This is a genomic window from Mesorhizobium sp. AA22, from assembly GCF_001672375.2.
Classification (GTDB): Bacteria; Pseudomonadota; Alphaproteobacteria; order Rhizobiales; family Rhizobiaceae; genus Mesorhizobium; species Mesorhizobium wenxiniae.
Genome location: NZ_CP048406.1, coordinates 1,294,555 through 1,320,954 on the forward strand (window position 1 = coordinate 1,294,555; position 26,400 = coordinate 1,320,954).

28 protein-coding genes are annotated in these 26,400 nt (G+C 62.7%); 11 read left to right on the plus strand and 17 right to left on the minus strand.

The genetic code is table 11. The features are described 5' to 3' along the window. The first annotated feature begins 91 nt into the window (after window positions 1-91). Both A9K68_RS06160 and A9K68_RS06165 read left to right on the plus strand, forming a co-directional pair. Window positions 92-889 (plus strand): 3-hydroxybutyrate dehydrogenase, encoded by a 798-nt coding sequence (locus tag A9K68_RS06160; protein ID WP_065011282.1) that lies wholly within the window; start codon window positions 92-94, stop codon window positions 887-889. Window positions 890-935: 46 nt separating this feature from the next. Further along, window positions 936-2,066: a patatin-like phospholipase family protein gene (locus A9K68_RS06165; protein ID WP_065011283.1), complete on the plus strand. Its 1,131-nt coding sequence runs from the start codon at window positions 936-938 to the stop codon at window positions 2,064-2,066. A gap of 14 nt (window positions 2,067-2,080) precedes the next feature. Here A9K68_RS06165 and A9K68_RS06170 read toward each other — a convergent pair whose 3' ends face one another. Continuing rightward, window positions 2,081-2,677, minus strand: a complete 597-nt coding sequence (locus tag A9K68_RS06170) for a TetR/AcrR family transcriptional regulator (protein ID WP_065011284.1) — start codon at window positions 2,675-2,677, stop codon at window positions 2,081-2,083. A gap of 122 nt (window positions 2,678-2,799) precedes the next feature. On the opposite strand from A9K68_RS06170, the gene A9K68_RS06175 reads away from it, so the two are divergent. The 5 genes from A9K68_RS06175 (at window position 2,800) to A9K68_RS06195 (ending at window position 10,575) form a co-directional block, all read left to right on the plus strand. Continuing rightward, complete coding sequence (locus tag A9K68_RS06175) at window positions 2,800-3,261, plus strand: (2Fe-2S)-binding protein (RefSeq protein WP_065011285.1); 462 nt, start codon at window positions 2,800-2,802, stop codon at window positions 3,259-3,261. 2 nt (window positions 3,262-3,263) lie between these two features. Continuing rightward, window positions 3,264-5,537: a xanthine dehydrogenase family protein molybdopterin-binding subunit gene (locus A9K68_RS06180; protein ID WP_065011286.1), complete on the plus strand. Its 2,274-nt coding sequence runs from the start codon at window positions 3,264-3,266 to the stop codon at window positions 5,535-5,537. A gap of 400 nt (window positions 5,538-5,937) precedes the next feature. Then, window positions 5,938-7,119: an efflux RND transporter periplasmic adaptor subunit gene (locus tag A9K68_RS06185; protein WP_082982677.1), complete on the plus strand. Its 1,182-nt coding sequence runs from the start codon at window positions 5,938-5,940 to the stop codon at window positions 7,117-7,119. A gap of 2 nt (window positions 7,120-7,121) precedes the next feature. Beyond that, the gene (locus tag A9K68_RS06190) at window positions 7,122-10,298 is read left to right on the plus strand and encodes an efflux RND transporter permease subunit (protein ID WP_065011287.1); all 3,177 of its coding nucleotides are present in this window, start codon (window positions 7,122-7,124) and stop codon (window positions 10,296-10,298) included. 118 nt (window positions 10,299-10,416) lie between these two features. Then, entirely contained in the window at window positions 10,417-10,575 is a 159-nt protein-coding gene (locus tag A9K68_RS06195; RefSeq protein ID WP_036267059.1) for a DUF3309 family protein, read from the plus strand. Window positions 10,576-10,712: 137 nt separating this feature from the next. Here the strand turns inward: A9K68_RS06195 and A9K68_RS06200 are convergent, their stop codons facing one another. After that, window positions 10,713-11,672 carry an SDR family oxidoreductase gene (locus tag A9K68_RS06200; RefSeq protein ID WP_065011288.1) on the minus strand — a complete coding sequence of 320 codons (960 nt, stop codon included), beginning with the start codon at window positions 11,670-11,672 and terminating at the stop codon, window positions 10,713-10,715. Window positions 11,673-11,766: 94 nt separating this feature from the next. Between A9K68_RS06200 and A9K68_RS06205 the strand changes: the two genes are divergently transcribed. After that, on the plus strand, window positions 11,767-12,678 hold the full coding sequence (locus A9K68_RS06205; RefSeq protein ID WP_065011289.1) for a LysR family transcriptional regulator: 912 nt from the start codon (window positions 11,767-11,769) through the stop codon (window positions 12,676-12,678). Here A9K68_RS06205 and A9K68_RS06210 read toward each other — a convergent pair. The 3 genes from A9K68_RS06210 to A9K68_RS06220 form a co-directional block, all read right to left on the minus strand. Then, window positions 12,636-13,817, minus strand: a complete 1,182-nt coding sequence (locus A9K68_RS06210) for an MFS transporter (protein WP_065011290.1) — start codon at window positions 13,815-13,817, stop codon at window positions 12,636-12,638. The genes A9K68_RS06205 and A9K68_RS06210 overlap by 43 nt on opposite strands. Window positions 13,818-13,950: 133 nt before the next feature. Next, window positions 13,951-14,259, minus strand: coding sequence for a DUF1244 domain-containing protein (locus tag A9K68_RS06215; protein ID WP_065011291.1), 309 nt, complete (start codon window positions 14,257-14,259; stop codon window positions 13,951-13,953). A gap of 10 nt (window positions 14,260-14,269) precedes the next feature. Beyond that, window positions 14,270-15,067, minus strand: a complete 798-nt coding sequence (locus tag A9K68_RS06220) for an N-formylglutamate amidohydrolase (RefSeq protein WP_065011292.1) — start codon at window positions 15,065-15,067, stop codon at window positions 14,270-14,272. 287 nt (window positions 15,068-15,354) lie between these two features. Here A9K68_RS06220 and A9K68_RS06225 point away from each other — a divergent pair, with 287 nt between their 5' ends. Both A9K68_RS06225 and pyk read left to right on the plus strand, forming a co-directional pair. Beyond that, complete coding sequence (locus A9K68_RS06225; RefSeq protein WP_245316137.1) at window positions 15,355-15,801, plus strand: DUF1036 domain-containing protein; 447 nt, start codon at window positions 15,355-15,357, stop codon at window positions 15,799-15,801. After that, complete coding sequence (pyk, locus tag A9K68_RS06230; protein ID WP_065011294.1) at window positions 15,798-17,234, plus strand: pyruvate kinase; 1,437 nt, start codon at window positions 15,798-15,800, stop codon at window positions 17,232-17,234. Before A9K68_RS06225 ends, pyk begins: the two co-directional genes overlap by 4 nt. A gap of 159 nt (window positions 17,235-17,393) precedes the next feature. On the opposite strand, the gene A9K68_RS31600 is transcribed toward pyk, so the two are convergent. The 11 genes from A9K68_RS31600 to A9K68_RS06280 form a co-directional block, all read right to left on the minus strand. Further along, a complete protein-coding gene (locus A9K68_RS31600) occupies window positions 17,394-17,597 on the minus strand; it encodes a hypothetical protein (RefSeq protein ID WP_065011295.1) in 204 nt (67 codons plus the stop codon). Between the two features lie 166 nt (window positions 17,598-17,763). Beyond that, window positions 17,764-18,348 (minus strand): hypothetical protein, encoded by a 585-nt coding sequence (locus A9K68_RS06235; protein WP_065011296.1) that lies wholly within the window; start codon window positions 18,346-18,348, stop codon window positions 17,764-17,766. Window positions 18,349-18,460: 112 nt separating this feature from the next. Then, window positions 18,461-18,586 carry a type B 50S ribosomal protein L36 gene (gene ykgO, locus A9K68_RS06240; protein ID WP_006327841.1) on the minus strand — a complete coding sequence of 42 codons (126 nt, stop codon included), beginning with the start codon at window positions 18,584-18,586 and terminating at the stop codon, window positions 18,461-18,463. A gap of 180 nt (window positions 18,587-18,766) precedes the next feature. After that, complete coding sequence (locus tag A9K68_RS06245) at window positions 18,767-19,843, minus strand: 5-(carboxyamino)imidazole ribonucleotide synthase (RefSeq protein WP_065011297.1); 1,077 nt, start codon at window positions 19,841-19,843, stop codon at window positions 18,767-18,769. Then, a complete protein-coding gene (gene purE / locus A9K68_RS06250) occupies window positions 19,840-20,337 on the minus strand; it encodes a 5-(carboxyamino)imidazole ribonucleotide mutase (RefSeq protein ID WP_065011353.1) in 498 nt (165 codons plus the stop codon). The genes A9K68_RS06245 and purE overlap by 4 nt, the downstream gene beginning before the upstream one ends. A 102-nt stretch (window positions 20,338-20,439) precedes the next feature. Beyond that, entirely contained in the window at window positions 20,440-21,645 is a 1,206-nt protein-coding gene (locus A9K68_RS06255) for an aminotransferase class V-fold PLP-dependent enzyme (protein ID WP_065011354.1), read from the minus strand. Window positions 21,646-21,670: 25 nt separating this feature from the next. Next, entirely contained in the window at window positions 21,671-22,132 is a 462-nt protein-coding gene (locus A9K68_RS06260) for a RidA family protein (protein ID WP_065011298.1), read from the minus strand. 36 nt (window positions 22,133-22,168) lie between these two features. After that, window positions 22,169-22,963, minus strand: a complete 795-nt coding sequence (locus tag A9K68_RS06265; RefSeq protein WP_065011299.1) for an amino acid ABC transporter ATP-binding protein — start codon at window positions 22,961-22,963, stop codon at window positions 22,169-22,171. A 4-nt stretch (window positions 22,964-22,967) separates the two neighbouring features. Then, the gene (locus tag A9K68_RS06270) at window positions 22,968-23,618 is read right to left on the minus strand and encodes an amino acid ABC transporter permease (protein ID WP_065011300.1); all 651 of its coding nucleotides are present in this window, start codon (window positions 23,616-23,618) and stop codon (window positions 22,968-22,970) included. Between the two features lies 1 nt (window position 23,619). Beyond that, window positions 23,620-24,285, minus strand: a complete 666-nt coding sequence (locus A9K68_RS06275) for an amino acid ABC transporter permease (RefSeq protein ID WP_065011301.1) — start codon at window positions 24,283-24,285, stop codon at window positions 23,620-23,622. Window positions 24,286-24,355: 70 nt separating this feature from the next. Continuing rightward, a complete protein-coding gene (locus tag A9K68_RS06280) occupies window positions 24,356-25,225 on the minus strand; it encodes a transporter substrate-binding domain-containing protein (RefSeq protein ID WP_065011355.1) in 870 nt (289 codons plus the stop codon). A gap of 120 nt (window positions 25,226-25,345) precedes the next feature. Here A9K68_RS06280 and A9K68_RS06285 point away from each other — a divergent pair, with 120 nt between their 5' ends. Next, window positions 25,346-26,149 carry an IclR family transcriptional regulator gene (locus tag A9K68_RS06285; RefSeq protein WP_065011302.1) on the plus strand — a complete coding sequence of 268 codons (804 nt, stop codon included), beginning with the start codon at window positions 25,346-25,348 and terminating at the stop codon, window positions 26,147-26,149. A gap of 32 nt (window positions 26,150-26,181) precedes the next feature. Here A9K68_RS06285 and A9K68_RS06290 read toward each other — a convergent pair whose 3' ends face one another. Then, window positions 26,182-26,385, minus strand: a complete 204-nt coding sequence (locus tag A9K68_RS06290; protein WP_023797035.1) for a YdcH family protein — start codon at window positions 26,383-26,385, stop codon at window positions 26,182-26,184. Between the last annotated feature and the right edge of the window lie 15 nt (window positions 26,386-26,400).

Genomic DNA, 26,400 nt, shown 5'->3' on the forward strand with positions numbered 1-26,400 from the left:
AAAATTTCATGTCAGCGCCAATCCGTGCCGCTGTTCTTGCGCCACACGAGACATATATGCTGCACTGCAATATGTCTCCGTTAGCACCCCACTGAAGGATCTCGCCTTGCCCAGCAGAAAAACCGCCATCGTCACCGGTTCCACCTCGGGTATCGGGCTGGCCATCGCCCATGCGCTCGCAGCGGAAGGGTGCAACATCGTCGTCAATTCCTTTTCCGACACGGCCGACGACCAGGCCATCACCGATGCGATCGCCAAACATCACGGCGTGAAGACCGCCTACATCAAAGCAGACATGTCGAAGCCGGCCGAATGCCGGGCGCTGGTCGCAAAGGCAGCCGAGACCTTCGGCTCGGTCGACATCCTGGTCAACAATGCCGGCATCCAGCATGTCGCGTCGGTGGAAGAATTTCCGATCGAGAAGTGGGACGCGATCATCGCCATCAATCTGTCGTCGGCCTTCCACACCATCGCCGCCGCGATCCCGCTGATGAAGCAAGCCGGCGGCGGCAGGATCGTCAACATCGCCTCGGCCCACGGGCTGGTCGCCTCGCCGTTCAAGTCGGCCTATGTCTCGGCCAAGCACGGCATCATGGGGCTGACCAAGACCGTCGCCTTGGAACTGGCGCGCGACAAGATCACATGCAACGCCATCTGCCCCGGCTATGTGCTGACGCCGCTAGTCGAGGCGCAGATCCCCGACCAGATGAAGGCGAACAAGATGGACCGCGACACTGTGGTCCGCGAGGTCATGCTCGAAAAGCAGCCGACCAAGGAATTCGTCACGGTCGAGCAAGTTGCCGCTGCCGCGGTGTTCCTGTGTTCGGATGCAGCAGCGCAGATCAACGGCACGCATATTTCGGTCGACGGCGGCTGGACCGCCCAGTGAATTTGCCGCGCGAAACAAATCTGGCCGACAAATCAAGGGCAACGCCATGACGACAAACGGCAAGGTGGAGGAGCCCAAGAAGATCAACGTCGCGCTGCAGGGCGGCGGCTCGCACGGCGCCTTCTCCTGGGGGGTGCTCGACCAGCTGCTGGAGGACGGACGGCTCGACATCGCGGCGGTTTCGGGCACCAGCGCCGGCGCGATGAACGCGGTGGCGCTGGCCGACGGCTTCGTCCGAGGCGGCGTCGAGGGGGCGCGGCAGAAGCTCGACGATTTCTGGCGCGCGGTGGCGCTGAAGGGCCGGTTCAGCCCGGTCCAGCGGATGCCGTGGGACGTGGTCTGGGGCAACTGGTCGATCGAGAATACGCCGGGCTATCTCTTTTTCGACACCATGTCGCGGGTGTTTTCGCCCTATGTCGCCAACCCGCTCGGTCTCAACCCGCTGCGCGACGTGATCGAACAGGAGATCGATTTCCGCAATGTGCGCGCCTGCAAGTCGATGGAGCTGTTCATCTCCGCGACCAATGTCGAGACCGGGCAGTTGCGCGTCTTTTCGGATGGCGAGATCGATCTCGACACGGTGATGGCGTCGGCCTGCCTGCCGCAGCTGTTCCGCGCTGTCGAGATCAAGGGAGTGCCCTACTGGGATGGCGGCTATGGCGGCAATCCGGCGCTATTCCCGTTCTTCAAGACGGCTGCCACTGAGGACGTGCTGTTGGTGCAGATCAATCCGGTGGTCCGGGAGGGAACGCCGAAGAGCGCCAACGAAATCCAGAATCGCATCGACGAGATCACTTTCAATGCCGGGCTGCTGCGCGAATTCCGTTCGATCGCCTTCGTCAAGGAGCTGATCGCCGCCGGCCGGTTGCCGCACGGCGAATACCGCGACATCCGCATGCACCGCATCGATGCCGACGAGGCGTTCAAGGATCTGTCGGCATCGTCCAAGGTTAATGCCGAATGGGCGTTCCTGACCTATCTGCGCGACCTTGGCCGCACTGCCGCCAGCGATTGGCTGGAGGAGAATTACGACGCCGTCGGCAAACGGCCGACGCTTGATCTCTCAGGCGAGCTCGACGACGGCTTCAAGCCGATGCGTGGTCCGGCACCTGGGCGGCGGGTCAAGGAGTTCCTCGCGGCCCGCAAGAAGCCCGAGGCAGCGCGTCGCCAAGCCTGAGGCGTTTTGGATTGTCAGCTTTTTTGCAAGGCCAGATCGATCACCTTGATCAGCGCGGCCGCCGCCTGCCGCTGCTCGTCCGGATCGCTGATACGCATCTTCATGCCATCCAGCCCGTCGAGCAGCATGTCGGCGAGCAGTTTTACCGACAAGCCCTTGGCGGTGAGGTCGACGCCATTGCGTCCGGCTTCGCTCTGGATCGCTGCGGCGATATGCTCGGCAAACCGGCCGCGCCAGCAGCCGATCAGATCGGCGAGGCTCGACTTCATGTCAAGGAGTTCGGCGCCATGCGGCGAGGCATTGACGGCCCGCGTCATCGAGATCAGTGCCTCGTCGATGGCCCGCATCGTGCGCTCGGCAAATGGTTCTTCGCCGGCGAGCGCCGTTTTCGCCTGCTCGAGCGAGCGGGAAAGCAGCATCAGCGCGATGGCGCGATAAATGTCGGTCTTATTCTTGAACTGGAGATAAAGCGCCGGCCGCGACATGTCGGCGGCACGCGCAATGTCGTCCATGGTGGTGCGAGCGAAACCATAGGCCAGAAACACCTTCAGCGCGCCCTCCAGAATGCGGGCGCGCTTGGGGTCGGTGGCGATGTCCTCTGACTCAATCATGCTGCAACCTTATCCTGCAAAAGCTCTGTTGACAAAATGACGTAATTTGTCAATATGTATGAGGACGAAATGGCCGACCGGCCTTTCGCCTTGGGCTGCGGACGACAACAAAGGGTATCCCCATGCGCCTCACCGTCGACGGGCAGGCATTCGACATCCAGGCCGATCCCGAAATGCCGCTGCTGTGGGCGCTGCGCGATCTCATGGGCAAGACCGGGCCGAAGTTCGGCTGCGGCATTGCCGCCTGCGGCGCCTGCACGGTGCATGTCGATGGCCAGCCGGTGCGCTCCTGTTCATTGCCGATCGGTGAGGTCACCGGCACGGTCACCACGATCGAAGGCATCGGCACCGAAGGCAGACTGCATCCGGTACAGCAGGCATGGCTGGAAGTGCAGGTCGCCCAATGCGGCTACTGCCAGGCCGGCCAGATCATGAGCGCGGTGGCGCTGCTCGACGAGTTTGCCGAGCCGACCGATGCCGACATCGACAATGTCATGGGCGGCAATCTCTGCCGCTGCGGCACCTACCCGAAGATCCGCGCGGCGATCAAACGAGCGGCCGTCCTCAAGACGGCGGGGATCTGACCATGGCCAGTCTCGGAAAGATCGCCCGCCGCACGTTTCTCATCGGCGCTGCTGCCATCGCGGGCGGTGTCGCCGTCGGCTACTATTACTACCGCAAGCCCTATCCGAATCCGCTGGAGGGCGATCTCGCCGCTGACGAAGCGACCTTCAACCCCTATGTGAAGATCGGCGCCGACGACACGATCACCATCATCGCGCCGCGTGCCGAGATGGGCCAAGGCATCTCGACGACGCTTGCCGCCATGGTCGCCGAAGAGCTCGATGTCGGGCTCGATCAGGTCAAGGTCGAGCACGGCCCGGCCTCCTACGCCTATTACAATTCAGCGATCCTGGAAGAGGGCGGTCCGTTCGCCTTCTTTGACGAAAGCATGACGGCGGAAATAGTGCGCGCCGGCATGGGCGTGGTCGGAAAATTCCTCGCCCTCCAAGGCACCGGCGGCTCGGCCTCGACGCGCGACGGTTTCGACAAGATGCGGCAGGCCGGCGCCGCTGCGCGGCAGATGCTGATTGCAGCGGCCGCGCAAAAGCTCGGTATAGCTGCTGCCGATCTGGAAACGGCCAATGGCTCGATCCTGCACAAGGCGTCGGGCAAGTCGCTGACCTATGGCGCGGTCGCCGCGACCGCTGCGACGATGGCGCCGCCCGCGGAAATCAGGCTCAAAGACAAAGCCGACTGGAAACTGCTCGGTAAACCGCAAAAACGCATCGACATGCCGGCCAAGGTCACCGGGGCGCCGATCTTCGGCATCGACGTGACCTTGCCGGACATGCTGTACGGCACGGTCAAGATAAGCCCGCGCTTCTGGGCCAAGCCGGTCAAGGCCGATTTCTCAAAGGCTGAGAAAATGCCTGGCGTGATCAAGATCGTGCCGATCGACACGAATTACGGCCACGGCTTCGGCATCATCGGCGAAAACACCTGGGCGGCGTTCAAGGCGGCGGAGGCGATCGACACCGAATGGGCCGATCCCGAATATCCGCTGGATAGCGCCGGCATTTCAGAGGCGCTGAAGCGGGCACTCGGCACAAAAGGGTCGGTGATGCGCGACGATGGCGACGTGAATACCGCCTTCGCCGACGCGCCGCGCGAAAAGATCGTCGAGGCCGACTATGCGGTGCCTTATCTGGCACATGCGACGATGGAGCCGATGAACGCCACGGCGCGGTTGAAGGATGGCGTCCTCGACATCTGGTGCGGCAACCAAGCGCCGACCTTGGTGCGGCAGCTTTGCGCCAATGCTGTCGGCATCGAGCAGGACAATGTCAACGTCCACACCACCTTCATGGGCGGCGGCTTCGGCCGACGTGTCGAGGTGGATTATGCGCTCTGTGCCGCACTGATGGCGAAAGAAACGGCAGGCCGGCCAATCAAGGTGATCTGGACGCGCGAGGAGGACATGCGCCACGACGCCTACCGGCCGACTTCTGTCGGCAAATTCCAGGCGCGGCTTGGCAACGACGGCATGCCGATTGCCGTCGACATGACAATCGCCTCGCCATCGCTGATAGCCAGCACCTTGCGCCGGCTGTTTCCTTCGATATCGCCGCTCGGGCCCGACAAGTCCATCGTCGACGGAGCCCATAACCAGCCCTATACGATCCCGAATTACCGGGTGACCGGCGTCGCCGCACCCGTCTCGATCCCCGTCGGCTCCTGGCGATCGGTCGGCAGTTCGATCAACGGTTTCTTCCATGAAGGATTTCTGGACGAGATCGCTGTCACCGGGAAAACCGACCCGGTCGATCTGCGCAAGAAGCTGATGGCTGCCTATCCGGCAGCGGTGAAGGTGGTCGAGAAGGTCGCCGAAATGGCGAAATGGGGCGAGACGCTGCCCGCCGGCAAGGCCAAGGGCATCGCGTTCACGCTGTCTTTCGGCAGTTGGGTCGGCGAGATCGTCCAGATCGCCGACACGCCGTCCGGAATCCGCATTGAGAAGGTATGGATCGCCGCCGATGTCGGCACCGCACTCGATCCTGATATCATCGAGGCGCAGCTCATCTCCGCCGCCGTCTATGGCTTGTCGGCGGCGATGGGTCAGGAGATTACTTTCGCCGACGGCATGGTCGAGCAGTCGAATTTTCACGATTACGATGCCATGCGCATCTTCCAGTGTCCGGCGTTCGAAGTTGCTATCCTGGAGAATTTTCACAAGATGGGCGGCGTCGGCGAAGTCGGCACACCGCCGGCGGCACCGGCACTCGCCAACGCCGTCTTCGCACTGACCGGCAAGCGCATCCGGACGCTGCCCTTGTCGAAGGAGGTGACCTTTGCATGAAATATTCCCATCATGCTGACAGCTGCTGCCATGCCGTTTCGGTAGCGCCTCCCCAGCGGCAGAGGAAAGCCTAAGGCACGGCAACGATGACGGTTGATGCAGCCAAGGGTTCGTCCGAGGGTCGCGGTCTAGCGGTTGCTTTCGTATCCGCGCTGCGCCGACCGCCATGTGGCAGACGGAACGGCTGCGCTGATCCGGCGCGCCTCATGGCGGCGGGCGCATCCTGCCCAGCGAAGTATTACCCATCAACTTTTCTGACTATATTGCGGTGCAACTTTGATGTAGAAGCTCATTCGCCGATCACGGCAAGTTGAACACGGCCTTGCGCGCACCCATATCGGCGACGCGCCCGAGTTAGAAGACGCGGCCTGGCCGAACCCCGCGCACTGGAAAAACGACGATGCCGAAATACAGGTTTCACAAGCTTGCAGCCATTGTTGTGCTTGTCGGGTTCGCTGCATGGATGGTGACGGGCGAGTTCTCGTCCGTCGGCAGCGCGGCCGCCGACAACGAACCCAAGGCGGGGGAGGTCGAGCAGCCAAAGGCGGCTGACGCCAGCAAGGCCAAGCCCAGTGAGGCAGAACAGCCCAAGGCGCCCCTGCGCACCGTCGCGACCATAACTCCGCCCAGGCGTACCTATGCGCGCGCCATCCGGATTTCCGGTCTGACCGAAGCCGATAAGCGCGCGGTCCTGGCGACGCGCGTCGCCGGCGTCATCGACAAGCTTCCGGTCAAGCAGGGACAGCGCGTCAAGACCGGCGACCTCGTGCTGATGTTGGCAGCCGAGGAAAAGCTTTCAGCGGTCAGCAACGCCAAGCAGCTTCTGGTTCAGCGTCAGGCCGAGCTCGACGCGGCGTTGCGGTTGGCGAAAACCGGCAATCTGCCCAAGCTGCAGCTCGATACGGCGCGCTCGAATTTGACCTCGGCGCAGGCTCTGCTGGAGACGGCGCAAGCCGAGCTTGACCGCAACGAGGTGAAGGCGCCCTTCGACGGCGTCATCGACCGGGTGCCGGTGGAGCTTGGCAGTTCCGTGATGCAGGGCGGCGAGGTGGCGACCATTTTGAGCCTCGATCCGGTGATCGCCCGCGGCGAGGTCAGCGAACGCGATCTCGGCTATCTGAAGATCGGCGACAAGGCGAATGTACGGTTGGTCAGCGGCCAGAATGTCGAGGGCACCGTGCGCTATATCAGCCGCGACGCCTCGTCAGCCACCCGCACCTTCCGTGTCGAGATCGCAATCCCCAACCCCGACGCCACTATCCCCGCCGGGATGACCGCCGAGATCGCGCTGAGCGCCCAGCCGACCGACGCAGTCTTGCTGCCGCGCTCCGTGGTGACGCTGGGCGACAAGGGCGATCTCGGCATCCGCGCCGTCGACAAGCACGACAAGGTCGTGTTCTTCCCGATCGATCTGGTCGACGATACGCCAACCGGCCTGGTGCTCGGCGGCATCCCTGCCGATGCGCGCATCATCGTCGCCGGCCAGGAACTGGTGAAGGAAGGCGAAGTGGTCAAGCCGGTCGAGGCCGACCAGGCGACCATCCAGAAACTGCTGGGCGAAGCGGCAGCCGGGACGCAGTAATCATGGATATCGTCAAACTCGCAATCAACAACGCCAGGCTGACCATTTCGGTTCTGGTGTTCCTCATCCTTGCGGGTGCGGTCGCCTACCAATCGACACCGAAGGAAGCAGAGCCCGACGTTCCGATTCCGATGATGTATGTCAGCCTGATCTATCAGGGCATCTCGCCCGAAGATTCGGAACGCCTGCTGCTGCGGCCGATGGAAGCCAAGCTGAAGAGTCTCAAGGGTCTCAAGGAGATGCGTTCGGCCGCCTTCCAGGGCGGCGGTTATGTACTGGTCGAATTCCACCCGCAGACGGATCTGGCGACGGCGTTGCAGGACACGCGCAGCAAGGTCCAGGACGGCAAGGCCGACCTGCCGCAGGCGGCTGAGGAGCCTGTGGTCTCCGAAGTCAACGTCTCCGAGTTCCCCGTCCTTGTCGTGACGCTGTCGGGCGAGGTGCCCGAGCGCGTTCTGACGACGGCGGCGCGCGAGTTGCGCGACCGCATCGAGGAAGTGCCTGGCGTGCTGGAGGGCTCGCTGCAGGGCGCCCGCGACGATCTCGTCGAAGTCGTCATCGATCCGATGAAACTGTCTTCCTACGGGCTGCAGCTCGAGCAGCTGATCGGTGCAGTCGGCGATTCCAACAGTCTTGTCGCCGCCGGCAACATCGAAGGGTCCGAGGGCAAATACGCGGTCAAGGTGCCGTCGCTGATCGAAACGCCGCAGGACGTGGCGGCGCTTCCGATCGTCGCCGGCCCCAATGCCGTGGTGCAGGCCAAGGACATCGCCACCGTCCGCTCCACCTTCAAGGACGCCGAGACGGTGACCCGTCTCGACGGCAAGCCGGCGATCGCCATCGAGGTGAAGAAGCGCATCGGCGCCAATCTGATCGACACGATCGCCCAGGTCACGGCGGTGTCCGATGCCTTCATAAAGACCATGCCGGAAGGCATGCACGTCACCTACACCCAGGACAAGTCGGTCTTCGTCAACCAGTTGCTCGGCGATCTGCAGAACCACGTCATGATCGCGGTGATCCTGGTGTTCATCGTCATTCTCTACGCGCTGTCGGGCCGCGCCTCGCTGCTGATTGGCCTCGCCATTCCATCGTCCTTCCTGATCGGCATCCTGCTGTTGGCGATGATGGGCTACACGATCAACATGATCGTGCTGTTCAGCCTCATCCTGGCGGTCGGCATGCTGGTTGACGACGCCATCATCGTCACCGAATTCGCCGAGCGGCGGATGAGCGAAGGCATGCCGAAGGCAGAGGCCTTCGCGCTGGCCGCCAAGCGCATGGCCGGTCCGGTCATCGCCGCGACGATGACGCGCATCGCCGCTTTTTCGCCGCTGCTGTTCTGGCCGGGCATTATCGGCGACTTCATGAAATACATGCCGATCACACTGATCGTCACGCTCTCGGCCTCGATGCTCTATGCACTGGTCTTTGCACCGGCGCTGGGCGCCTTGTTCGCCAAGGCGCCGCCGCATCACGAGAACGACAACCGCGACGGCTGGTACATGGCGGTGGTCAAGCAGGCGGTGCGCTTTCCCATCACCGTGCTCCTGCTCACCATCGGCCTCTTGTTCGGTGTCGGCTTTGCCTATTATAAATACGGCGCCGGCGTCGAGTTCTTCCCGAATGTCGAGCCTGACTACGGCCTGCTTTATGTGCACGCCCGCGGCAACCTTTCGCTCGCCGAAATGGATGCCGCCACGAAGACCGCGGAAAACCGGCTTCTCGGCTGGCCAGGCGTGAAATCGGTCTACACCCGCGTCGGCAAGACGCAAGGCGGCGGCCAGGACATTCCTGAAGACGTGGTCGGCGTGATCCAGTACGAGTTCGTCGACTGGCGCGAGCGCAAATCGGCGAACGCGATCCTGGACGAACTGCGCGGCGTCATGGCCGGCATTCCCGGCGTCGACGTCGAGGTTCGCGTGCCCGAGGCCGGCCCGCCCACCGGCAAGCCGATCCAGATCAGGCTTTCGGCCGTCGACCCGAAAGGCCTCGACGACAAGGCGCGCGCCGTCGCCGCGGGCATTGCCAAGGTACCCGGTGTCATCGATATTTCCGACGGCCTGCCGCCGCCCGGCGTCGACTGGGCGCTCGATGTCGATCGCGCTAAGGCGGCGCAATACGGCATCAGCCCGACCTCGGTCGGCACGGTGGTGCAACTGGTGACGAACGGACTGAAGCTCAGTGAATACCGGCCCGCCGGTGCGGACGACGCCGTCGACATCAGGCTGCGCCTGCCCGAGGACCGGCGCACGCTGTCGACACTCGACGACCTCAGGGTGCAGACTTCGCAAGGGTCGGTGCCGATCTCGAATTTCGTCGTGCGCAAGCCCGAGCCGACCGTCGGTATCCTCAACCGCATCGACGGCGCGCGCACCGTGGTTGTCCAGGCCAATGTCGCCGCCGGCGAGCAAGTCGCTTCTGTCCAGCAGCAGGTCACCCAGGCTGTCGCCGATATGGATCTCGGCAGCGGCATACGCTGGAAGCTTGCCGGCTCGAACGAGGACAGCGCCGAGGCCAGCGCCTTCCTCAGCAAGGCCTTCGGTGCCGCGATCTTCCTGATCTTCCTCGTACTTCTAATGCAGTTCAACAAGTTCACCAGCGTCTGGCTGGTGCTGTCCTGCGTGGTTATGGCGACGGTCGGGGTGTTCCTGGGATTGCTTTTGACAGGAGAGGCGTTCGGCATCGTCATGTCGGGCATCGGCGTCATCGCGCTCGCCGGCGTGGTGGTGAACAACAACATCGTGCTGATCGACACTTATGACCGGCTGCGCGAAGAGGGCTGGGACAAGATGGACGCGGTGCTGCAGACCTGCCGTGAGCGTGCCCGGCCGGTCGTGCTGACGGCGGTGTCGGCGATCCTCGGCGTGCTGCCGATCGCTTTCGGCCTCGGTCTCGAAATCTTCCATCACGAGACGACGATCAACGCGCCGTCGACGCAATGGTGGATATCGCTGTCGTCGGCGATCGTCTTCGGCCTGTCCTTCGCCACCTTGCTGACGCTGGTGGTGACACCGTCGATGCTGATGGTGTTCACGCGCAGTAAGAACAGCCGCTTCTATGCATTCTTCCGTCGGGTGTTCCGGCGCGGCAAGACAGTCGGGGCGACTGTCGAGGCGCCCGCAAGACCGGGCTCGCTTGACGAGTCGGCGATCGCCTTCCCGAAGGCCGCCGAATAGGCCAACTTTGCTTGGAGTGCCGAGCGTATTCTGATCGCGCAAAGAAAAGGCCGCCGGGAACAACCCAGCGGCCTTTTGCATTGTCTGTCATGCGACACCTCAAAGCGGGGAGTTTCTCATGACGCTCAGCACCATTCTCGTCATCATTCTGATCCTCATTCTGATCGGCGCGGTGCCGGCATGGCCTCATTCGCGTTCCTGGGGTTATGGTCCCTCCGGCATCGTCGGCGTCATCCTGATCGTGCTGCTGGTGTTGCTGCTGATGGGCAGGATTTGACCCGGACGTTGGTGCGCTCGACAACGTACAGCGCTGCGCGCCTTCTGAGGGCGCAGCGCTGTAGCATTTGATTTTCGCTTGGTTCTTTCCGAGCCTTCGGTTCGGATCATCCGCTGGGTAGTGACCACTTTCCGTTTTCAGGCAGCTTTCGAAAGGCCGTTAATCGTGGCGACACTGAGATCATCGAGAGCGCCTGCCACCGCCTTATGCAAGGGCGTATGCGGGATCGTGTCGATGATGCCTTCCAGCCTTGCCGAGACCAGCCGGTGCGGTTCGAAGCGCAGATAGGACATCGAGACGATCTCGCGCCACATTGCCACGAACGGGCTGCCAGCGCGCAGCACCCACCACGGCATCGACGTCAATTTCAGCGTGCGCCCGAGCGCTTTTTCCGCGGCCGCCTTGATCTCGAGATCGGTAACGGCGTGGCCGGGAAAGTTCAGCGCTTCGTAGGAGCCGAGCTTGTCGAGATTCTCGGCTAGCCCGACGAACACCTTGGCCAAGTCCGGAAGGTAGGCCCATTCATGCACGAGATCGACCGGCCCGGGAGCGGTATAGACGCCCTTGTCCATCTTGGCGGCGACGATCAGATCGAACCACGCTCCGCTGCCGGTGCCGCCGAAGAAATCGCCGGCCCGCAGCAGAATGGTGCGCACTCGACCCGCTTCGGCCTCGCGGCGAAAGAGGTCTTCCATGGCGACGCGGATGCGGCCCTTTTCGGTCGTCGGGTGGAATGGCGTGTCTTCGGTGATGACCTCCGGCATCGGCGAGCCGTAATTGTAAACGCTACCGGGAGCGAGGTGCAATGAGTCGTTCGCCCGGCACGCGGCCATGACATTCTCGGCCATCGGCAGGCACTTGCCCCAGTCGGTGTAGATCGGGTTGAGGCCGTTGAAGATGATGTCGACGCCTTCGGTGGCGCGGATAAGCGCTTCGCGATCGAGCCCGTCGCCGGCGACGGCGATGGCGCCTGTGAGTTCTGCCGCGATCTTGCCGCTGCGGGTGATGGCGCGGACTTCATAACCAGCGTCGATGAAGGCCTTGGCCACCACGCGGCCGAGCCGGCCATTGGCACCCAGAATTGCGATCTTAGTCATTTTTCGTCTCCGTGTTTGCGTTACAGTCACAATATGAGCCGTCTGCAAACGAATAGAAATTGACTGAATTTTGCGACGTGATATTCAGTTTTGAATGGAATTCGACTGGAACCTGATCAAGAGTTTCGTCACAGTGGCGGAAACCGGCAGTCTGTCCGCTGCCGCGCGCAAGCTGGCTGCAAGCCAGCCGACGCTCGGCCGCCATATCGCCGAGCTGGAGCAGGCGCTCGGCGTCACCCTGTTCCGGCGCGGGCGGCGCGGCTATGCGCTGACGGAAGCCGGCAGCACGCTCTACGAACGCGGCCGGGCAGTGAGCGAGCAGGCAAGCGCCTTTTCGCTATTGGCGCTGGGATCGGTCCAGGCGATCGAAGGCACGGTACGGATTGCCGCCAGCGAGGTGGTGGCTGCCTATGTCCTGCCCGAGATGACGGCTCGGCTGGGCGCCGAGGAACCCGGCATCGAGGTCGAGATCATCGCGTCGAACCAGGTCGAGAATCTCTTGCGCCGCGATGCAGACATTGCCATCCGCATGGTGAAGCCGGCGCAGAACGAGTTGGTGGCGCGTAAAGTGGCAGACATTCCGCTCCGCGCCTGCGCGGCAAAATCCTATCTCGACCGGTGTGGCCGTCCGCGCGAACCCGGCGATCTTGCCGGCCACGATCTGATCGGCTTCGACCGCAGCGATGAGATCATTCGCGGCTTTGCCCAGTTTGGTGTCCCGCTCACCCGCAATGCCTTCCGCTTCAGGACCGACAATCAAATCGTGCTTTGGGAGGCGGTGCGGGCGGGAAACGGCATCGGCTTCGGCCAGGAGCCGCTGGCCAATCGCGATCCGCTGGTGGAGACAGTGCTGCCGGCCCTCGCGCTGCCGACGCTGCCGGTATGGCTGGCCATGCACCGGGACGTGCGCACCAGCGTGCGCATCCGTCGTGTCGCGGATTTCCTCTATGAGGAGTTGAAACGCTATTCGGCTGGTGCTGGGTCGGGCGCGAATTCGGCGCGGTGAGCGAGCCCGGCCATCAAAAATACGACGACCAGCAGTCCCGACAAAGCCACGAAGATCGGACCGAAGCTTGAATGCTCGGCGATGAAGCCGATTGCCGACGGCGCCACCAGAATGCCGGAATAGCCCATGGTGGTGACGACGCTCATGCCGGTGCCGGACGACATGCCTTCCTGGTTGCCACCGGCCGAAAACAGGATCGGCACCATATTGGCGATGCCGAAGCCGCAAAAGGCAAAGGCTGAGATGGCGAGCCAGGGCGAGGGCGCCAGCCCGGCCACCAGCATGCCGGCGGCGGCGACAAGCGCCGAGACGCGCAGCGTCGTCACGGCACCGAAACGGTTGCGGACTCCGTCGCCAGCGAATCGCATGACGGCCATGACGCCGGAAAAAGCGGCGTAGGCCAAACCCGCTATGGCAAGGTCGGTGCCGAGTTCCTGTTGCAGGTAAAGCGCCGCCCAGTCGAGCACCGCACCCTCGGAGATCATCGTCAGCAGCGCCATCAGTCCGACCAGATAGACCAGCGGATTTCCAGGAAGGGCGAATTTGTGATAGTCGGTCACCTGAGGCCTATCCTCGGCGATCAGGTAGCGGACTGCCACTGCAATCACGGCGAAAGCGAGAGCCGTCACGACCATCGCATGGGCGAGATGACCGTAGTTCTGGATGGCGAAGCCGCCGAGAGCGCCGCCGGCGAAACCGCCAAGGCTCCAGAAGCCGTGCGAGGACGACATGATGGCGCGGGACAACCGCCGTTCCACCACGACCGCATTGGCGTTCATAGCGACATCCATGCCGCCGATCGAACCGCCGAAGATGAACATGGCTATGGCCGCCAGCGGCACGTTGGGGGCAAGCGCCACAACCAGCAGGCCGAAGCTGCCGATGAGACCGAACCAGCGCAGCACGGTGCGCGAACCATGCCTGGAGATCAGGTGGCCGCACCAAGTCATGGCTGTGACCGCGCCGGCGCCGAACAGCAAGATCAGCAGGCCAAGCGTAAATTTACTGATTTCCAGCCGGGTCAGGACCACCGGGATCTGCGGCGCCCAGGCGCCGGTCAGAAAACCATTGGCGAGGAAGATGGCCGCCACGGCCCATCGTCCACGAATGGCGGTCTGCATGATTTTTAGCGTGTCCATCGAGTAGAATCCGGTGCGAAAATAGCTTCGCGCGGCAAATTAGATCGATTCAATCCTCAGTCAAGCGCTCGTTGTTGAAAGTGCTTGGGCCAAGTGACTCGCTTGAACTCGAGGTTGGTGAGAGCCGATCGGGTTAGTGATCCCTGGGGCCTCTTGCCTCGAACTCCGCCTTCTTGGCATCGGAGGCATCAGTCTGGTTGAGCGCCTGCCATTCGGCATAGGGCATGCCGTAGATGATCTCGCGCGATTGGTCCTTGCTGAGATCGACGCCCTCGGCCTCCGCGGCGTCGCGATACCAGTTGGAGAGACAGTTGCGGCAGAAGCCGGCGAGGTTCATCAGGTCGATGTTCTGCACGTCCGTGCGTTCGCGCAGATGCGCGACCAGCCGGCGGAAGGCGGCGGCTTCGAAATCGCGTTTTTGCGCGTCGCTGAGTTCCGTCATCGAGACCTCCTTACAGCGGCCCGGTGCGCGAGCCGAATCGTTTGACGTGATGTATATCGGGACGGCGGTTGATCGCGTCAACGATCGGCGCCAGCCGTTCGGCCCAGGCGACCGCATCCTTCCGACCGGCGATCAGGTCCTGACGGATTTCGATCAGCGCATGGGCAAAGCCGTTGACTATGGCATGCCTGAACATGGTGTCGCCGCGCAATGCGCCGTCATAGGGCTCGTTGTCGCCAACGATAAGGCTTTTGTCCTCGGCAAGCATTTCGATCAGCGGTTGCGCCACCCGGTCGTCGCGATCCCACAAGACACCAACATGCCAAGGGCGCACGAATCCCTGCAAGGATGGGGTGAAGGAATGTACCGAAAAGATGAAGGGCGCGCTTGCGGAAGCCTGTGCCACCGAGGCGATCATAGCGCCGACCGCATCGTGATAGGGCCGATAGAAGCGGTCGAGCCGCCTTTCACGTTCTTTCAAGGCAAGTGGATAATTTCCCGAAATGACGGTGCCGTCATAGAGTTGGCGGATCAGCGTCGGATCGTCCTCGCCGCGATTGGGATCGATCAGAAGTCGCGAAAAATTGGCGAGTACCGCCGGCACGCCGAGCAAAGCTGCCAGTTCGCGCGTCACCGTCTCGACACCGATGTCGTAGGCGATATGGCGATCGAATTCCGCCGCCGGCAGGCCGAGGCTGCCATACTCTTCCGGCAAGTCGCGACGGGCGTGATCGGCCAAAAGCACGATGCCTCGCTTGCGGTCGCCCTCGACGATGTCGAAAGGCGCGAAAACTGTGGATCGGGTCATCGGCGGGAAATGGTCTGTTCGCTGGCTTCCGGGGAGGATGGTATCGTCATTCCACGAAGGGGATGATTACGCAATGCCGTCGTTTGGCCACGGTTTCTGCGGAAATCTGGCGGAAGGCAAAAGATCGTGCGCCGAAGCCTTTCTAAATCGATTGGAATTGAGCAAAAGGGCGCGTTGACATGCGCCCGGACTTTTCCGAAAAGGGGCGTTGAGAGATGCGAATGTGGTTCTTGAGGGATTTCAGGATGGGTTCCGCCGGCAGGCCGCGCGTGCGCTATGCCTTCGCCATGCCGCTCCTCACCCTTGCTGTGGGCCTGGCCGCGATGGTTGCGGCCTCGCCGGCGCGCGCCGACTTCCGTGTCTGCAACGCCACGCAGAACCTGGTCGGCGTCGGCATCGGCTATCGCGCCAAAGCCGGCTGGATCACCGAAGGCTGGTGGCACATCGAGGGATCGAGCTGCAAGACGCTGATCGAAGGGCCGCTGTCATCAAGATTTTACTATCTTTATGCAGAAGACGCCGAGCGCGGCGGGCGCTGGGATGGCCCGATCAACATGTGCGTGGCCGAAAAAGAGTTCAAGATCGCCGGCGTTACCGATTGCGTCGCTCGGGGCTTCCAGCGCGCCGGATTCCAGGAATATGACACGGGCGAGCAGGCAAGCTGGATGGTCCAGCTGACCGATGACCCCGCAACGGGGGGCGTTCCAGCCGCCCCGGGAACAAACAGTCAATGAGACGCAGCCGCAAGGTCAAGATACTCGCCACTATCGGTCCGGCCTCCTCCTCCGAGGACATGCTGAAGAAGCTCTTCGAAGCCGGCGCCGACGTGTTTCGCATCAATATGAGCCACACCGATCATGAATTGATGCGCACACTTGTCGGTCGCATCCGCACCGTCGAGAAAGCGGTCGGCCGGCCGATTGGCATTCTCGCCGATCTGCAGGGGCCCAAGCTGCGGGTCGGCAAGTTTGCCAACGGCAAAGAGACGCTGACACTCGGCCAGACCTTCACGCTCGACGACAATCCCGAGCCCGGCAATTCGACCAGGGTCTATCTGCCCCACCCGGAAATCCTGAGATCGGTCGAGGCCGGTCACCGCCTTTTGATCGACGACGGCAAGCTTGAGCTGAAGGCGGTGAAGAGCGACGGCAAGGCGATCGTCTGCACCGTCGTCGCCGGCACCAGCATCTCAGACAAGAAGGGCGTCAGCCTGCCCGACACCGATCTGCCGGTCGGCGCGCTGACCGAAAAGGACCGCAGGGATCTCGATGCGGTGCTGGCCACCGGCGTCGACTGGGTGGCGCTGTCATTCGTCCAGCGCCCGGAGGATTTGGCCGAAGCGCGCAAGATCGCGCGCGGCCGGGCGCTCATCATGGCCAAGATCGAAAAGCCTCAGGCCGTCGCCCGGCTGGCCGAGATCATCGAACTTTCGGATGCCTTGATGGTTGCCCGCGGCGATCTCGGCGTCGAAATGCCGCTCGAAGCCGTGCCCGGCATCCAGAAGCAGATCACCCGCGCCGCGCGCCGCGCCGGCAAGCCGGTGGTGATCGCCACGCAGATGCTGGAATCGATGATCACCGCGCCGGTGCCGACCCGCGCCGAGGTGTCGGACGTCTCGATCGCCGTGTTCGAAGGCGCCGACGCTATCATGCTCTCGGCCGAGTCCGCGGCCGGCGCCTACCCGGTCGAGGCAGTGGCGATGATGAACCGCATCGCCAGCAAGGTCGAAACCGACCCGACCTATGCCGGCATCATCAATGCGCAGCGCTCGGAGCCGGAAGCGACCGGCGCCGACGCCATCTCGCTCGCCGCCCGCGAAATCGCCGAGACGCTGAAACTGTCGGCGATCATCAGCTATACGGCGTCGGGCACGACCGGCCTGCGCGCCGCGCGCGAGCGGCCGCAGGTGCCGATCGTCGCGCTGTCGCCGATCGTCAACACGGCGCGGCGGCTGTCGCTTCTGTGGGGCACGCATTGCGTCGTCTCGCCCGACGCCATTGACCTCGACGACATGGTCGACCGCGCCTGCCGCATCGCTTTGGATGAAGGGTTCGGCAAGCCGGGCGATCGGGTCATCATCACGGCCGGCGTGCCGCTGAGGACGCCTGGCTCCACCAACATGCTGCGCATCGCTTATGTCGGGTCGGACGTGCAGGCCAGAGGCTAATGCAAGTCGCCCAAAATGCGCAGCGATCTAGGGATGAAAACAAACATCCAAAGCGCGTCGCATGAATCTCTTCAAACGCGACGGGCCTTAAGCCGCTCACCGGCGAATTCACCAAGCTGACGCCTTGCCTCTATGGGACCATGAGCGGCCGCGACCGAATCAAGTCGGTGAGGCGACAGCGAGTACGATCGAGATTATCAGCAAGAGCGGCCCCATCCATTTGAAATGGCTGGGAAGGCGTGCCAACCAGGCCCGTTGTCCAGCTTGGGGTTGGTTTGGCATCTGGAGAAACCCGTAGCCGATGCCCGACATCCATAGGCCGACGCAAAACATTATAAATTCGTCGATATAAGCTGCAATCATGATGCCTAACAACCCCAATCCTGGACAGGAAACCACACGTCGCGCTGACCGACAAGCAGTGCCGAGATAGGTCTAGCTAGATTGCAATGGCATGACCACCGCAAGAGGACAACAGTTTGAAATTACCGTGGCAGCGTCGCAGTCGAGGCGCACTGGCCTGCCGGTATTAAATACCTTCGCCGGCAAGTTCTTCCGAAAGCGTGCCGACCTGATCCTGCGCGCTGCGCATCATCGGGTAGATACTGAGCACGCGCTGCCACGCTTCCAGCGCCGACTGCTTGTGGCCGGTTACGGCCATGATCTGCGCCAGGCCGGACAGTGCGCCGAAATGGCGCGGCTCGAGCTGCAGTGTGCGGTCGATGTCCGCCATCGATTTTCCAAAGTTATTCATCATGAAATGTACGGTGGCGCGCCGGTTCCAACCTTCCGCATAGGCCGGTTGCAAGGTCACCACCTGGTCGAGGAAGTCGAGCGCCACGTCGAACTTTTTTTCTTCGGCCGCCTTTTGCGACCATTGCATCATCAGGTCGATCGAGGCGCTGCCGGATTGCGACCACTCGTGCGAGATGCGCGCGGCGATGCGCTCGGCGGCCTTTTCATTGCGCTCGCGCTTCAGGTCGACAAACAGCTGGTCGAGCCTTGCCTCCCTGGTCGTGGCAATCGGAGGGGCGACCGCATCGTCCGCTTGAGCCAGAAGCGAGGCGGAACCGAAAAGAAAAAGCGCCGCGAAGAATGCAAAGAGAATCCGCATGATCCGGAATCTAACCCCGGACAGCAGATCGTCAAACTGAATTTAGCGTGAGAGGGCCGGCAGGCCGGCAAATCATGCAAGCGCGGAGGCACGCGCCCCCACGCGAAAAGACTCAGCCCTGGCGCGCCTTGTAGCGCGGAGCGGTCTTGTTGATGATGTATACGCGGCCCTTGCGGCGAACCAGCTGGTTGTCGCGGTGACGCGCCTTGAGCGCCTTGAGCGAATTCTTGATCTTCATGGTCTTGCCCGTCGGTCTGGGCCCAGTCTTGGGCCGAATTATTAAGGCGCGCTCGGAAAGCGCGCCTCTGAACTTGTGCGTGGCTCATAAACGAGGAGCCTTGCCCGTGTCAACCGCAGCATGTGGCGAGTTTGAGTTTCCGCCCTATCGAAGGCATTAGAGCAGCGCCGTCCAATAGCCTCAAACGTGACGGCTCATTCGCGTAAAATGGCCCATCTTGCGGCCGGGACGCGCTTCGGCCTTGCCGTAGAGATGCAGCATCAGATCGGGCTCGGCGAGCAGGGCCGGGACGCCCAGGACATCGTCGCCGATCAGGTTCTCCATGACGCAGTCGAGATGGCGGCCGGGATTTCCCAGCGGCAGGCCGGCGACGGCGCGAATGTGCTGCTCGAACTGCGAGACAATGCAGGCGGCTTCCGTCCAGTGGCCGGAATTGTGAACGCGCGGCGCGATCTCATTGGCCAGCAGCGCGCCGTCGGCAAGGACAAAGAACTCGATACCGATGACGCCGACATAATCGAGCGCCGCAAGTACTTTTGCCGCCGCCGCCTGCGCTGCAGCGGCGGTTTCGGACCCTATCCTGGCCGGCAGGGTCGAGCGGTGCAAGATGCCGTCACGGTGGACGTTTTCTGCCGGATCGTAGGCGGCGAGCGAACCGTCCATGCCGCGCGCCGCGATCACCGAAATCTCGCGTTCGAAGCCGACGAAGGATTCGAGGATCAACGGCACGTTGCCCATCGACTCGCAGGTGCCGGCAAAGCCGCCCGTTTCCATGTTGCGGAACACCCGCTGGCCCTTGCCGTCATAGCCCATGCGCCGCGTCTTCAAAACGCCGCTGCCGTCGAACTTTTTCAGCGCCGCCGTCAACTCGTCGTCATTGTCGACGGAACAGAAATCTGCCGTGGGAATGCCGATGCCGTTGAGGAATTTCTTCTCCGCCACCCGGTCCTGCGCCACTTCCAGTGCGCGTGCCGGCGGATAGACCGGGACCGTGACGGCAAGCGCGCTGGCGGCCATGACCGGCACGTTCTCGAACTCATAGGTGACGACGGCGCTGACTGCCGCCAGTTCGGCGAGCGCAGCCGTGTCGTCATAGGCGGCGGCAATCTGCCGGTTGGCGACCTGTGCCGCCGGGCAATCCGGCTGCGGCTCCAGCACGACGGTACGATAGCCGAGGCGGGCCGCGGCCATGGCCAGCATGCGGCCGAGCTGGCCGCCGCCGATAATGCCGATGGTCGATCCGGCTGGCAGGCTCATGGCGTGTCCGTGGGCTCGGCGGCGACCTTGGCGGTCTGGGCGGCGCGCCAGGCATCGAGCCGGGCAGCGAGCTTTTCGTCGGTCAGCGCCAGCACCGCCGCAGCCAGAAGAGCGGCATTGGTGGCGCCCGCCTTGCCGATGGCCAGCGTGCCGACCGGAATGCCGGCCGGCATCTGTACGATGGAGAGCAGCGAGTCCTGTCCGGAAAGTGCCTTCGACTCCACCGGCACGCCAAAAACGGGGAGCGGCGTCATCGCCGCCGTCATTCCGGGCAGGTGCGCCGCACCGCCGGCGCCGGCGATGATTACCCGAAAGCCGGCGGCCTTGGCGCCCTTGGCAAAGTCATAGAGCCGGTCGGGGGTTCGGTGGGCCGAGACGATCAGCCGCTTGTGCGGGATACCTAGCGCCTCCAGCGTTTCGGCGGCGTGGCGCATCGTCGCCCAGTCGGACTGGCTGCCCATGATGATGGCGACGTCGGCGCGGTGATCGTCCAAGCTTCTGCTCCCGGCGGCAAAGGCGCGCATTAGCGGAATTCGGGATCGACGGCAAGGATATCATGCCTCGGCGCAGCATTCAGGCGTATGGCGCCATGTTACTTAATCCGGCCAGCGCAAGGCGCCGGCGCTATCCTTGCGAGGCGACTTCATGGCATCCGCAGGACGGTCACTTGCGCTCAACACTGCCCGCAGGCGCTCGGCGACGATCTCCGCCTCGCCAGGATGAAGGTTGCAAGGGTCGAGGAAGAAGTGACCGCGCTCGACCTCGTGGTTGCGGACGATAATGGGAGGCGAACCTGCCGCCAGCGCCGAGGCAAGGCCGGCGGCGGTGAACCTGCTTTCGGGCGTAACAAACACCTGCAGGCGGTCGAGCGGATTGCCGGTCGGATCGGGAATGACATGCGCAGCGATACCGGGCAGCCCTTGCAATGCGTCTCTCCACAGATGCAAAGCCACTTTTTCCCGCTTGCGGATACCGGCATGGTCGCGCCGCTCCCAGGCCTCCAGGGCGGCCATGGTGCCGGCGATGCTTTCCTTGCCGATTTTCATCGCCCGAGCAACGCCACGATTCTGCAGATAGGCGGCCCGCACCAGATCCTTGCGCCCGGTGACGATGCCGCTTGTCGGTCCGCTGAGGAATTTGTGCCCGCTATAGACGACGATGTCGGCGCCGCGTGCGAGAAAGCCGCGCAAATCGTATTCGGAGGCGGCGTCAACGATCACCGGGACGCCCCTGGCATGGCAGATTTCACAGAATTCCTCGAGCGAAAGCATGCCGTATTGCACGGTGTGATGCGCAACGACATAGAGGCCTGCCGCGGTACGGTCGGAGATCGCCTCGCGCACATGATAGTCCTGCGTCACGCTGACCGTGCCGGCCGGTACGGTCCTGGCCCCGGCAAGCCGGATCGACTGGTCGATCGGCGCCCCGTAGTTGACGATGTGACCGAGCTGGACAATGACCTCGGACTTGAGGCCCTCCGTGTCGTCCGGCAGCCGCTCGATCGCGAGTAGGTTGGTGCCGGTCATCGTGCCGGCAATCGCCATGGTGATGCCGCTGGCGCAGCAAGCCGTGACGAAGCCGGCCTCGCCTCCGGTGAGGCGCGCGACGACCGTGCTTGCGGCGCGTTGCAGATCGTCCATCTCCACCCACTGCGACGAGATCTCCGACATCGCGGCGATCGCTTCCGGGACGATGATCGAGGCGCCGAGCGCTGTCATCGTGCCGGAAACGTTGATGATCGGGCGAAGGCCCAGCCGTTCGCGAATTGTCGTGTTGGAGCCGTTTGCCGAATAGGTTTTCATTTTTGCGAATCCCATTTGGTAGACATCAGGCGGCGATCTCGACCACCGCCTCGATTTCGACAGTGATGTTGCCCGGCAATGAGCCGACACCGATCGCCGAGCGGGCGTGCCCGCCGATATTATCAAAGACAGCGGCGAAAAGATCGGAGCAGCCGTTGACCACTTTCGGATGGTCACTGAAGGTCGGGATCGCGTTGACGAAGCCAAGCAGCTTGACGACGCGCACGACGCGGCCGAGGTCGCCTGCCGCGGCATGCATGACGGCGAGCAGGTTCAGCCCGGTGAGACGGGCATGCTTATAGGCCTCTTCAACAGTGACGTCCTCGCCCACCTTGCCAGTGCAAAGCGTGCCGTCGGCGCGCAACGGCCCCTGGCCGGAGAGGAAGATCAGCCGTCCGCTTTCGGCGTAGGTGACGAAGTTGGCGATCGGCGCCGGCGGCTCGGGCAGCGTCAGGCCCAATTCGGCGAGCCGGATGTAAGGCGTCATGAAAGGCTCCTTGCGACAGCTTTCGCCGTCCGGATGTCAGAAATGCGAGGCACGAAACCGCGCCAGGAAACTGCGGAGACGCTCATTGTCGATCTCGGTGCCCAGAATCTCGGCAGGCGGGCCTGCGGCGCTGACGCCGCCATCCGCCATGAAGACGATGCGGCTCGAGGCGTCGCGCGCAAAGGCCATCTCGTGCGTGACCATCACCATCGTCATGCCGTCCTCGGCCAGGCTGCGCACGACCTCGAGCACCTCGCCGACGAGTTCCGGGTCGAGCGCGGATGTTATCTCGTCGAGAAGTAGGATTTTCGGCTCCATCGCCACCGCCCGGGCGATGCCGACGCGCTGCTGCTGGCCGCCGGAAAGCTCGGCCGGCAGGCTGTCGGCCTTGTGGGCAAGTCCGACCCGGCCGAGCCAGTGCTCGGCAATGGCACGTGCTTCGGTACTGCTCTTGCCGCGCACCTTGCGCAGGCCAAGCATGATGTTGCCGGCCGCCGTCAGATGCGGAAACAGATTGAAACTTTGGAACACCATTCCGGTTTCGGCGCGCATCTTCGCCAGGTCGCGCTCGCTGCGGCGCTGGCGTGTTCCCGTGTCGCGGAAGCCGACCTCCTTGCCGTCGATACGGATCGAGCCGCCGTCGTAGCTCTCCAGGAAGTTGACGCAGCGCAGCAGCGTGGTCTTGCCGCTGCCGGAAGGTCCGATGACAGTCACCACCTCGCCGCGTGTCACCTGCAGGCTGACGGAGCGCAGGACCTCGACGGATCCAAAGGATTTGGAAACGTCGGAGATGTCGAGAAGCGCCGGATTGGCGGGCGGGGCGATGGACATCTTGCTATTCCCGGATAAAGGAGAAACGCCGCTCCAACCGTCGGCTGGCCAGGGAGAGGGCGTAATTGACGACGAAGTAGATGACCGCACCGAGGATGTAGAGCGGCATCGCCTCGTAGGTGCGGCCGATGACCTGGTTGATGGCGTGCATCAGGTCGGTGATGCCGAGCAGCGAGACCAGCGCGCTACCCTTCACCGCATCGGTAACGCCATTGATCCAAGGCGGCAGGAAGCGCCTGAACGCTTGCGGGAAGATGACGTAAGCCAGTCGCTGGCGAAAGGTCAGCCCGATCGCCATCGCCGCTTCGGACTGCCCCTTCGGTATGGAACCGACCGCACCGCGCAGATACTCGATGACCTGCGCCGTCTTGAACAGGGTGAGTGCCAGGACGGCTGCCCAGAAGGATTCCAGATGGATGCCGACGGCAGGCAGGCCGTAATAGACGAAGAAGATGAGCACCAGGATCGGAATGCCGCGTATGGTGTCGCTGAAAATCCGCACCGCCCAGCGCAGCGGAGCCGGGCCATAGACAAGGCCGACGCCCATCATCACGCCGGCGACGAGCGACAACACCACGACCAGCAGCGACACCCATAGTGTCACGGCAAAACCCTGGGCCACGAAAGGCAAGGCATAGGCGATCTGGCCAAGCATCCTAGTGCGCCGCTCTGAACCGGCGCTCGACAAGCCGAAGCGCATAAAGAAGCGCATAGCCGGTCAAGAGGTACATCGCCGTCACTACAAGATAGACCTCGACGATGCGGAAGGTGTTGAAGTTGATCCACTGGGCGCCGTAGGTGAGTTCGGGCACCGAAATGACCGAGGCAACGGACGTGTCCTTGAACAGCGACAGGAACGTGTTGGAAAGCGCGGGCAGCGTTATCCGCAACATCGTCGGCAGGCGCACATGGACCAGCCTTTGCCAGGGCGTCAGGCCGATCGCCTTGCCGGCGTCGAGCTGTCCGCGCGGAACCGCTTCGAGCCCCGAGCGGAACACCTCGACCAGATAGGCGCCGCTATAGAGCGACAGCGTAGCAATGAATGAGGTCTGCGCGCTGTAGGCGATGTCGACCACCGTCGGCAGGCCGTAGAAGACGAGATAGACGAGCAGGATCAGCGGCACGTTGCGGATGAACTCGACATAGGCGGCGATGACGGTCCGCACCGCACGCCCGGCCGACACGTACCAGACCGCCAGAAGCAGCCCGATGACGATGCCGATCGCAATGGAGATCACGGCCAGCTCGAGGCTGAGCAGCAGCCCTCCCCAGAGCTTGTCGAAATGCCGCCAGATCAGGTTGAAGTTGAGGGTATAGCCCATGTGTCCCTGTGATATCGAGGGCGGTCGACGAGAAGGAGGCGGAAGGGCGCGGCCCTTCCGCCAGCTTGCATCAGATGACCGGGAAGCCGGGATGGCGCGCCGGCGGCTCCTGTCCGAAATAGTCCTTGAATGCAGCGTCGTAGAGCGCCGTCTCATGGCCGAACATGGCGGTGGTGAAGGTCGTGTTGACGAAGGTCAGCCAGTCGAGGTCGCCTTGCCGAAGTGCGGCGCCGTAAAGCATCGAGAACCAGCTCTTGCCGGCATCGAAGTACTTGTCCGGATTACGCGAGGCGAGCCAGCGGACCGTCGACAGATCGACGGCGGCGCCGTCGACGCGCTTCGATTCCAGTGCCTGCAGCACGTTGGCCTGCGTGTCTATCTGCATCACCTGCGCCTCCGGCAGGACGATTCGCACATTTGCCTCGGCATCGACGTTCTGCAGGATGGAAATCCGTGTCGCCGAACCGCCGGCAAGCAGCTTGTCGAAGGTCTTGTTTTCGGCGTTCGGAAGGGTCAGCAAGGCGATGCCTTCGACGTAATAGGGCCGGGAGAAGTGGATCAGCTGCGAGCGCTGGGCGGTCATGGTCATGAACTGGATCGAGATGTCGACCTTGTTGGTGGTCACGTTCGGAATGCGCTGTGCCGGATCCTGCATGACGAATTCGACCTTGGTCGTATCGTCGAATAGCCCCTTGGCAAGAATGCGCCCCATTGTGATGTCCATGCCCACCAGCTCGCCAGCATCGTTTTCGAAGTGCCAGGGCGCGTTGGTGCTGCCGGTGCCGACGATCACCTTGCCGCGCTCGAGAACAGTGCGCAGGAGGCTGTCCGGTGCAGCTTGCGCTGCCGCCTTCGTTGCTGCTGCGCCCACCACTCCGGCCGTTGCAAGCCCTGCCATTCCCAGTTTCAGAAATTCACGTCTTTTGGATGTGTCGTTCACGGCGACCTCCTTCGTGTTGTGTTCCCCTTGCCGATACATGCGTCAGTGGTCTGCTGGATTGTCTCTTACAAAAGACACATGTATCCTGTACAAGACAGATATTAACATCAGGAATCAGTAATGCAAGATGGCAATGCCTTGGCAGCGCGGTCGGAAGCTGGTCCGGACGAAGACAAGATTGCGAGCTCCCGCGAGAAGGGTCTCAACCGGGTGCTCCATATCCTGGAGTTTCTTCACGCGAACCAGCGAGCGATCGGGATTGGCGATCTCGCCAAAGGAGTGAATGCGCCGCGGTCGACGATCTACACGCTTGTGCGCTCGCTCGTCGATGCGGGCCTGCTGGAAATGGCCGGCGACGGCAATCGGGTCTATTTCGGGAAGAAGCTTTATCTCTACGGAATGGACTATGTGCGCGGCAACGACTTGCTCAGGAGAGGACGTCAGGAAGTCGACAATCTGTCGCGCGAGACAGGCGAGACCTCTGAATTGTGTATGCTGCAAAGCGGACGCTATACGATTGTCCATTCAAGCCCGGGCACCAGGCCGTTCCGGATCAGTTCGGCCACAGGTTTGCAGATCCCGCTTCCCTGGACCGCTTCCGGGCGATTGCTACTCGCCGGTTTCGAACGGGCCGTGATCGAAGACATGGTGTCTGAGAACGATCTCGTCCTGCCGGACGGCCGCAGATTGCTGCTGGACGACTTCATAGAAGATATCGTCACGGCCGGGTCTGCCGGCTACTGTGTGACCTCCGGTCTTGTCGACGCCTATACAAAATGCCTTGCAGCGCCAGTCTTTTCAGCTGCCGGCAAGGTCGAGGCGACGATATGCCTGGTGGTTCCCATCGACACTTCCGAGGAGAAGACCGGCCATCTCATTGCCTTGCTGCGCGAACGCGCCGCAAGGCTTTCGATCACGGGATGAGCAGGATTTGTCGCGACGGTAAGTGGATTCGCTCACGCAATGATGTCGGGGATGATCCGGTCTTCCAGCGCCATCAGCCGATCTTTCAGGAAGAGTTTTTTCTTCTTCATGCGCTGGATCTGCAGAGGGTCGCAGCCCATGGCGATCATCGCGTTGATCGCCGCGTCGAAATCGGCATGCTCTTGCTTCAGCCGAGAATATTCGAGGCGGATATCGGCCTGTTCCTGTTCGGACATTATCTACCGTCTGCA

Coding starts and splice junctions, on each gene's coding strand:
- A9K68_RS06165 (WP_065011283.1), top strand. CDS start 936: ATGACGACAAACGGCAAGGTGGAGGAGCCCAAGAAGATCAACGTCGCG.
- A9K68_RS06170 (WP_065011284.1), bottom strand. CDS start 2,677: ATGATTGAGTCAGAGGACATCGCCACCGACCCCAAGCGCGCCCGCATT.
- A9K68_RS06175 (WP_065011285.1), top strand. CDS start 2,800: ATGCGCCTCACCGTCGACGGGCAGGCATTCGACATCCAGGCCGATCCC.
- A9K68_RS06180 (WP_065011286.1), top strand. CDS start 3,264: ATGGCCAGTCTCGGAAAGATCGCCCGCCGCACGTTTCTCATCGGCGCT.
- A9K68_RS06185 (WP_082982677.1), top strand. CDS start 5,938: ATGCCGAAATACAGGTTTCACAAGCTTGCAGCCATTGTTGTGCTTGTC.
- A9K68_RS06190 (WP_065011287.1), top strand. CDS start 7,122: ATGGATATCGTCAAACTCGCAATCAACAACGCCAGGCTGACCATTTCG.
- A9K68_RS06195 (WP_036267059.1), top strand. CDS start 10,417: ATGACGCTCAGCACCATTCTCGTCATCATTCTGATCCTCATTCTGATC.
- A9K68_RS06200 (WP_065011288.1), bottom strand. CDS start 11,672: ATGACTAAGATCGCAATTCTGGGTGCCAATGGCCGGCTCGGCCGCGTG.
- A9K68_RS06205 (WP_065011289.1), top strand. CDS start 11,767: ATGGAATTCGACTGGAACCTGATCAAGAGTTTCGTCACAGTGGCGGAA.
- A9K68_RS06210 (WP_065011290.1), bottom strand. CDS start 13,817: ATGGACACGCTAAAAATCATGCAGACCGCCATTCGTGGACGATGGGCC.
- A9K68_RS06215 (WP_065011291.1), bottom strand. CDS start 14,259: ATGACGGAACTCAGCGACGCGCAAAAACGCGATTTCGAAGCCGCCGCC.
- A9K68_RS06220 (WP_065011292.1), bottom strand. CDS start 15,067: ATGACCCGATCCACAGTTTTCGCGCCTTTCGACATCGTCGAGGGCGAC.
- A9K68_RS06225 (WP_245316137.1), top strand. CDS start 15,355: ATGCCGCTCCTCACCCTTGCTGTGGGCCTGGCCGCGATGGTTGCGGCC.
- pyk (WP_065011294.1), top strand. CDS start 15,798: ATGAGACGCAGCCGCAAGGTCAAGATACTCGCCACTATCGGTCCGGCC.
- A9K68_RS31600 (WP_065011295.1), bottom strand. CDS start 17,597: ATGATTGCAGCTTATATCGACGAATTTATAATGTTTTGCGTCGGCCTA.
- A9K68_RS06235 (WP_065011296.1), bottom strand. CDS start 18,348: ATGCGGATTCTCTTTGCATTCTTCGCGGCGCTTTTTCTTTTCGGTTCC.
- ykgO (WP_006327841.1), bottom strand. CDS start 18,586: ATGAAGATCAAGAATTCGCTCAAGGCGCTCAAGGCGCGTCACCGCGAC.
- A9K68_RS06245 (WP_065011297.1), bottom strand. CDS start 19,843: ATGAGCCTGCCAGCCGGATCGACCATCGGCATTATCGGCGGCGGCCAG.
- A9K68_RS06255 (WP_065011354.1), bottom strand. CDS start 21,645: ATGAAAACCTATTCGGCAAACGGCTCCAACACGACAATTCGCGAACGG.
- A9K68_RS06260 (WP_065011298.1), bottom strand. CDS start 22,132: ATGACGCCTTACATCCGGCTCGCCGAATTGGGCCTGACGCTGCCCGAG.
- A9K68_RS06265 (WP_065011299.1), bottom strand. CDS start 22,963: ATGTCCATCGCCCCGCCCGCCAATCCGGCGCTTCTCGACATCTCCGAC.
- A9K68_RS06270 (WP_065011300.1), bottom strand. CDS start 23,618: ATGCTTGGCCAGATCGCCTATGCCTTGCCTTTCGTGGCCCAGGGTTTT.
- A9K68_RS06275 (WP_065011301.1), bottom strand. CDS start 24,285: ATGGGCTATACCCTCAACTTCAACCTGATCTGGCGGCATTTCGACAAG.
- A9K68_RS06285 (WP_065011302.1), top strand. CDS start 25,346: ATGCAAGATGGCAATGCCTTGGCAGCGCGGTCGGAAGCTGGTCCGGAC.
- A9K68_RS06290 (WP_023797035.1), bottom strand. CDS start 26,385: ATGTCCGAACAGGAACAGGCCGATATCCGCCTCGAATATTCTCGGCTG.